Below are 1,343 nucleotides of genomic sequence, written 5' to 3'. Positions count from 1 at the left end.
GGCGACCGGCGCGGCGTGCACCACCAGCGCCCGCTCCACCTCGGGCGCCACGGTGGCGGCCCAGGTCGCGTAGACCTCGTCGCGCGACGCGCCGGCGAGGACGCGGCCCATGGCGGGCGCAACGAGGTCGCGGATCCTCTCCCGCATCGCCAGCCGGGCGGCCTCGTCGGCGTCGAGCAGGCCGGCGAACCGGATGTCGGCGTCGTTCCGGGGGCGGAAGTCGACGTTCGCGCCGATGGACCAGGACGGCAGGAACGCGTGCAGGCGCGAGGTGACCACGCGCGAGTACCGGTCGCGGTAGGAGTCGAGCAGGTCCACGGCGTCGTACACGTTCCGGGCGAACGGGTTGCTGCGCACCGAGGGGTGCAGGTGCGTGACCAGCTCGGCGCCGGCGTCGTGCTCGGGTACAGGCGTGTCCACGTACACGGTAGGGGCGCCGGCAGGCGCGGGCGTGTGGCCCGCGGGGAAGACGGTGTCGATGGTCGTGGTGAGGCAGCCGCTGAAGAACGCCGGGACCCCCGCGTTGAGCAGCAGGTGCACGGTGGTCCAGTCGCGGCAGCCGATCGGCCCGTGGGCCCGGAGGTAGTCGATCGCGGTGGGCGTCAGGATGGCGTGCTTGTTGATGTGGAACGAGACGAACAGCGGCTGCAGGTTCTCGTGGAACGGGAAGTCGAACCGCAGGTCGAACTGGCTGTGCATGTACCAGCCGAACGCGAGCATCCACGTGTTCTCCGGCACGGCGTCGAGCCGGGACATGTCGCGCTGCACCAGGGTCAGGTCGACGTCGGCGCCCGGCCCGGGCACCACGTGCTCGGGCCGCACCCGGCCGGCGAGGCGCCGTACGGGCTCGGTGACGGCGTCGTCGCCGTGCAGGCGCACGCCCTCGTGGCGCAGCAGGTGGCCCAGGCTCGCGATGGTCTGCACCGTGTCGCCGATGTTGCTGGAGGAGACGTTCTCGTCGGGCGCCTTGTAGTCGAGCACGGCGAACGACACGTGCCCCGTCGGCACCTTCGCGGGCGTGGCGGGCCGCAGCGCCTTCTCGATCCAGGGCGCGAGGTGGTCCACGGACGCCTGGACCTGCTCGGTCAGGCCGGTGGCGTGGCGGGCGGCGTCGAGGGCCTCGGCCGCCAGCGCGAACTCGTCGGCGATGAACAGCAGGCGGGCGAGGTCGAGCAGCGCCGCCGCGTCGGACACGAACCCGTGGCGCACCCAGGTGGCCGCGGTGCGGGCGACGTCGGGGTCGGCCATGGCGATACCGGCCCGCAGGTACTCCGCGGGGGCGAGCCGGGCGGCGTCGTCGGGCCCGAGCTGGCGCAGGAGGTCCCACGCGAGCTCGCGCAGGC

1 protein-coding gene is annotated in these 1,343 nt (G+C 73.6%); it reads right to left on the bottom strand.

Going from position 1 to position 1,343, the window contains the following annotated elements; genetic code table 11:
- The coding region (locus tag PROKR_RS36435) for a glycosyltransferase family protein (protein WP_036970221.1) at positions 1–1,343 on the bottom strand (1,343 nt) is incomplete at both ends.

This window comes from Promicromonospora kroppenstedtii DSM 19349 (assembly GCF_000515355.1).
GTDB classification, from domain to species: Bacteria; Actinomycetota; Actinomycetes; order Actinomycetales; family Cellulomonadaceae; genus Promicromonospora; species Promicromonospora kroppenstedtii.
This window is presented reverse-complemented; position numbering and strand designations above follow the sequence as displayed.